Genomic DNA, 6,370 nt, shown 5'->3' on the forward strand with positions numbered 1-6,370 from the left:
GATGTTCCAATGGTCAAAAAAGGTAGTTAAATCCGTCACGTTCAACCCAGAGCTTGCTGATGAAAGCTTGTTAGCGCAAGTAGAAAGTTATTTGGAAAAACAACCAGACAAGACTTTCAGCGATCTCTGTAAAGAAGCCTTGTGGCAATCTTTATGTGTACCGGAATCTGTACAACCTGCTCCACAAACAGCAGTAAACACACCGATCGATCAACAAATCGGTGAACTGCAACGTCAAGTGGCTGGACTTGAGGAACGTTTTTTTGCCAAGGGATCTAATCGTTTGGAGGCGATGGAACATCATCTACTGCAACTTTCTCAACAAGTTGCACAACTGGCGCTCATAGTCAACGATCGATCGTTCATTCCGTCTCCAAGTCAATTAGAAGTAGTAAATAATACTTCTTATACTGTTGCTACCCCTCCTCAAGAGGTTGACCCCGTAATCAGTCGCCTTAGTCAGTTTCTCGATGATTTTTAAGGAAAAATCATGTTTGTGAGCAGTTTTTGCTCATATTAACAATCCTTAATAGTTAATACTATTAAGGATTATTAATGTTTATATATATTTTATACACATACAATATTTGGATTTGGCAACGAGCTGCTACCTTTTTTCTTTGGAGACGCTACGCTAACGGGAAGCAGCTTTGTGTCAATGTATCTACGCGGCTAATCAAGTTATTTAAAACGGGCGATTTATTTAAAACGAGCGATCGCACATCAATTTTCAGTATGCAATCAAAGTAGAATCAAGTATTATTTAAGACTATATTATAAAGTTTTTCACTTCTAGCAATCTACAGCAGGAAATTACCCAGTTATACTGAGCTACATGAGTGTAAGTCAAAACAGCGTTTGATATCAGTTGAGATTTGTCACCATGAGTAATACCAGTTTTTGGAAACCTGCTTATCAGCTTTTTAAGCCAGAGGAACCACTTACTACACCTGAAGAACTGAAAAATTTTTATGTACAACGAGATAACAGTCCTGTAGAGAATTTAATCACTTTCTTGGATATGGAAGACGACCCAGCTAAATTTTTACTAGCAGGTCACAGGGGTGGTGGTAAAACTACAGAATTGCGACGATTAGAACAACATTTGAACAGCAGGTATACAGTAATTTGGATTGATACTGTAACTGCTCTCGACCAGTACAACATTGGCTATGCTGAGGTTGTAGTCCTAATTGGAATTAAGATTTTTGAAAAAGTTATTCAACGAGACTGGGGTTTAAAAGACGATTTATTAAATGATTTACTCGAAAGTCTCAAAACTGTAGTTTATCAAGATGAAGACGCTGAAAACACTGGTCTTGAACTTCCAGAAATTATCAAAAAACTAGGTTTAATTCTTAAACAAGGACTAACTCGGAAAGTTACTACAACTCTCAATATTCGTCCGCAGCTTAGTAAAATAATTGAGCGAGTTAACGCCATCATAGAAGCTGCTGAGAAAAGAAACAACCAAAAGTTACTGGTGATTGTAGATGGTCTTGACCGACACGATCAAGTTACAGCTTTGGAAATGTTCGCTAGTCCACTGCTGACTCAGCTAAGTTGCCATATTATATATGCAATTCCGATTTCACTTAGGTATTCTCCAAGCTTTCGTCAACCAATGGAAAGCTTTCAAAAATGCTTAGATTTAACTAATCCACCAGTATTTGAGTGCGATGAAAATTTATGTCCTACTACAATCCCTAATCAACTTGGTAGAGACATTCTTAATAGTGTAATTCATAAGCGTTTAGCAAGTTTGGGCGATGCTTATAAGGGTTTATTTAATCCAGATGCGCTAGAACTAATTTCGGAAAAAAGTGGCGGTGTCATGCGTGACTTGGTGCGACTGGCTCGTACAGCTTGTGAAGTTTCTTTAAGGCTGAATTTGATATATGTAAACTTAGATGTTGCTAAAGAAGCTGTGCAAGAAGTTCGCAGAGAATATAATTTAAGTGATTACCATTTCCCTGAACTAGATAAAGTTCACCGCACAGGTTGCTTAACTACTAACACCCATAGTTTGCCTAACAAAGGTCAGTTTGTGATTTGTGATGAGCTTCTACAAAACAAATTTGTATTAGGCTATTACGATCGCAGTAAAAAATCCTGGTTTGATGTGAACCCTATTCTATTGGAAGATTTACAACGTTGGCAAGCTGCTAACTCTCCAAAAGTTCAATAGTTGTTTTCTCTCATAATCAGCAATTATTCTTTAAAAAAATGGCTTCTAACGAATCTACCACTTATTCTCTAAGTGCAAATGACGCAACAGAGCTAAATAAATTAGTTAGTTTCTTAGAATTATCTAGTGGGACAACAACAATTTTTGCTATTGCACCGGAGAGCGGGCCACAACATCCGGTAGTTGAGGAAATAAAATTACTTTTATCTGATGGGGATCATACTTTTAATGAACCTCAAAACTTTTTTTACAGTGATAACTCACTCTATAACTTTCTTTACAGTTTAGATGAAACAAGGCTATACAATTCTCAAAGTAAACGCAAATTGATAATGGCGTTTGGAATTGACCAATTGCCAACATCTCGTCTGAAACAAGAGATGAAGCAGTTGAATTTAGGGAGAGATTCACTATTTGGTCGGGAATTAGTTATAATTTTTTGGCTGAATAAAGAGGAATTTTTAGAAGAATTTCGTAACCGTGCGCCTGATTTCTGGGATTGGCGGGGTAAGTTGGTGAAATTTGAGGCACGTCCACCCGTAAATCCCCTGTTTTATCCTTATCTGGAGTGGTTGATAGCTGAGAATTCCTATCTCAAAATCAGTGGCGTGATGCAAGTCCAGCGCCAAGTGGATATTTTTCTGGATCAAATTTATGTTTCACTGCAAGCAGTAAGGCGACAGCAGATTACAGAAACATCGAAACTAGACCAAGAGATGACTACATTTCGCCAAGCTGAACATAGGTTGAGCATGAGTATCTCTAGTCCCTACGATTTAGACGAACCTTCCTATTACGAACCAGTTTTAATAAGTTCAATATCCACTACTAGCACCAAAACAGTAACACAAAGAATTGATTTATCCCATGCAGTGCGTGAGAACCAATACTGCGTGATTCTCGGCGCTCCAGGTGCGGGTAAGACAACGCTACTGCGTTATCTAGCGCTACATTTTGCCACGGCAAAACGTGATGGCAATGAAATAGTAATAGGTGGCGAACCCCAAGAAGAATTGGGTAAACCTCTGTTACCAATTTTCTTTCGCATTGCCGACTATGCAGAACGACTACAACAAGAACCTGAGTTAAGTCTGTTGGATTATCTGCACCAATTTTACCGCCAGTGGGAAGCTTACTTTCAAGATGAAGTGGAAGCGGGAACAGAGATGGCAGCACTACTATTAGAAAAAATGCGCCAAGGGCAGTGCTTAATGCTGCTGGATGGGCTAGATGAGGTATTTGAACAAGAAAGCCGCAGGCTGATTGTGGAAAGAATTGATCAGTTTGTGAATGCTTTCTCTAGTAATAAGTTTGTCATTACCAGCCGCATAGCTGGCTACCGCGATGTGAAACTGAGCAGCCGTTTTGCTGAGTTCACTATTGAAGATATGGGTAGCGAACAGGTAGAAAAATTCCTGGAACGCTGGTGTTTGGCTATAGAAAGAGCGCAGCAGCCAGAAGCTAGTGAGGCGCAATGGCAAAGAGCAGGAGATGATCAAGCAAGGAAGATTTTAGAGGCAATTAAAGACAATGAGGGTGTAAAGCGCTTGACAGCGAACCCTCTACTGTTGACAATTTTGGCACTGATTCACCGCAATGGTGAGCGCCTACCTAACCGCCGGGTGAAACTTTATGAATTAGCAGTGCAAACCTTGACTGAAGATTGGCAGCTAGGTAAGAAGTTGCCAGATGCTCCGAAAGTGCTGCTGAACCAAAATGAAGTAGTGGCATTTTTAGCACCACTGGCTTACTGGATGCATGAGGAGAAGCCCTCTGGTTTGGTCACTGAGGCAGAAGTTGAACAACAGTTAGCAGCAAAGCTAGCAGAACTAAATGATACTGACCTAGAATCAGACTCAGTACGGCAAGCCGTGCAGGAGTTTTTACGAAAAGTGCGGGAAACCACAGGTCTATTTGTGGAACGTGCGCCAGGAGTCTACGGCTTTATGCACCTGACGTTTGAGGAGTATTTTGCTGCACGTTATATCGCTGACAATGAAGTAAGGGATATTTTAGAAATCATCCATAAACATTTGCATGAGCCGCGTTGGAATGAGCCGATTCTACTGGCTTTAGGCTATTACGGAATTTATTCTCCTAAACAGGTTAATAAGCTAGTTGAGCAACTTTTCAGTAATCTTGAGGCTTATGAACCTGCAATTCAAGGTGGTAAGTTAAAAATAAAAAATGCATCTTCGCAGGATGCGATTATCATCTGGGCAGATTTGCAAGAGGAATCAACTACTAACTGTAAACAGTCGGAATTACGGTTGAAAGATTTATTATTTGCTGGGGAGGTTTTAACTCAAGTTGAGGTCAATAGAAGTCGTCGGAAAAAGCTAATTCAAAAATTAGTTATTACCTATCTTGGTTTGGATACAGACTTTGACGATGAGACAACTAAACAACTGTTAAGGCTGTTACGCCAAATTGAACTATTTAACCAGAAAGGCGAAGTTCTGGCACAACTGAAAGAATTCCCTAATGACTCAATACTTACTGAAGAGATACGGGTAAAAGCACAGACAGCTATTCTTTATGTTGCTTGTGGTGAATCAGGGGCAGGATTAGTTAGTTGTGCCATTGATATTGTTAATCAGCTAGAGCCTAATATATTTTGTAGTCTCAGAGAATTGGTTAAAGAACTAGGTGAAGAAATGACACCTGCTTTAGAAAATTGTCTAGAAAATCATGGTGGCGATCAAAACTCTCACAATGCATTAAACTTACTCACTGCAATATCTTATATTCGTACAGATAAATATACAAAAGCTGTTGAGCTTCTAGAAGAAATCAATATTCAGCCAAATGTTAGTCACAGTGCTTATATAGCTTGGTCAATTGCAACTTGTTATCAGGAACAAGATAAATTTGATAAAGCAATTGACTACTATCAAGAATGCTTTGAAAAACTACCCTTATATATTCATCCATCAGCTTTTCTACTGTTTTGGAGAAATCGGGGTATTTGTCATCGCTTATACACCAAATACGAGCAGTCACTAGAATGCTTTCAGCAAGCGTTAGCTATAGACAGAGAGTTTCATAAGTCTGAAGATGAAGCAAGTGATCTATGGAATACAGGTAGAACTTATCAAGACTGGGGTAAGTATAAACAGGCCATCGCCTACTTCCAACAAAGCCGTGATCTCTATGAGCAATTGGGTTTAGAGAAGGATGTGGCTAACTTATGGTATTGGTTGGGTAATTCCTATCGAGAATGGGGAAAATATGAACAGGCGGTTGAATTTCAGCAACAGTGTATAGCAAAACGGCACAACTTAAAAAACCAATCAGATGTAGCTTTAGGATACTATCAGCTAGGTCGCATCTATCAAGAGTGGGGTAAATACGAAGAAGCGATCGCCCACTACCAACAAAGCCGTGACCTATATGAGCAATTAGGTAAAGAGAAGGATGTCGCAAGCCAGTGTTATTGGTTGGCTAATTGCTATCGGGAATGGGGTAAATATGAACAAGCACTTGAGTGTCAACAAAAAGAATTGGCAATTCGCCAGCAGTTGGATGAGCAACCCAGAATAGCTCTTGCCTACTGGCAGTCAGGTCACATCTATCAAGCATGGGGAAAATATGAACAAGCGATCGCCTACTTTCAACAAAGCCGTGAACTGTATGAGCAATTAGGTAAAGAGAAAGATATAGCTAACCAGTGGTATCGGCTAGCTGATTGCTATCGTGATTGGGGTAAATATCAGCAGGCTCTAGAGTGTGAGCAAAAAGATTTGGCAATTCGCCAGCAGTTAGATGACCAAACCAGAATAGCTCTTGCTTATTATCAGCTAGGACGTATATATCAAGCATGGGGTAAATATGAACAAGCGATCGCCTATTACCAACAAAGCCGTGACCTATATGAGCAATTAGGTAAACAGGAGAATGTAGGAAACCAGTGGTACAGGTTAGGTGATTGCTATCGGGAATGGGGCAAATACGAGCAGGCGGTTGAATTTCAGCAACAGTGTCTGGCAAAACGGCAGAAGTTAGATAACCAATCAGATGTAGCCTTAGCGTACTATCAACTAGGTAGTATCTATCAAGCATGGGGAAAATATGAACAAGCGATCGCCTACTACCAACAAAGCCGTGAACTGTATGAGCAATTAGGCAAAGAGAAAGATATAGCTAACCAGTGGTATCGGCTAGCTGATTGCTATCGTGATT

At 39.9% G+C, this 6,370-nt stretch carries 3 protein-coding genes; all 3 read left to right on the top strand.

The genetic code is table 11. From position 1 onward, the window contains the following. The first annotated feature begins 1 nt into the window (after window position 1). Window positions 2–481, top strand: a complete 480-nt coding sequence (locus RMY27_RS21280) for a plasmid segregation centromere-binding protein ParR (RefSeq protein WP_194042537.1) — start codon at window positions 2–4, stop codon at window positions 479–481. A gap of 402 nt (window positions 482–883) precedes the next feature. Then, complete coding sequence (locus RMY27_RS21285; protein WP_322666528.1) at window positions 884–2,188, top strand: P-loop NTPase fold protein; 1,305 nt, start codon at window positions 884–886, stop codon at window positions 2,186–2,188. Between the two features lie 38 nt (window positions 2,189–2,226). Continuing rightward, the coding region (locus tag RMY27_RS21290; protein WP_322666530.1) for a tetratricopeptide repeat protein at window positions 2,227–6,370 on the top strand (4,144 nt) is incomplete at its 3' end.

This window comes from Nostoc sp. DedQUE09, assembly GCF_034530915.1.
Lineage (GTDB): Bacteria > Cyanobacteriota > Cyanobacteriia > Cyanobacteriales > Nostocaceae > Nostoc.

What these genes read in the sequence shown, in the direction of transcription:
- RMY27_RS21285 (WP_322666528.1), top strand. Translation starts at nt 884, where the DNA reads ATGAGTAATACCAGTTTTTGGAAACCTGCTTATCAGCTTTTTAAGCCA.
- RMY27_RS21280 (WP_194042537.1), top strand. Translation starts at nt 2, where the DNA reads ATGTTCCAATGGTCAAAAAAGGTAGTTAAATCCGTCACGTTCAACCCA.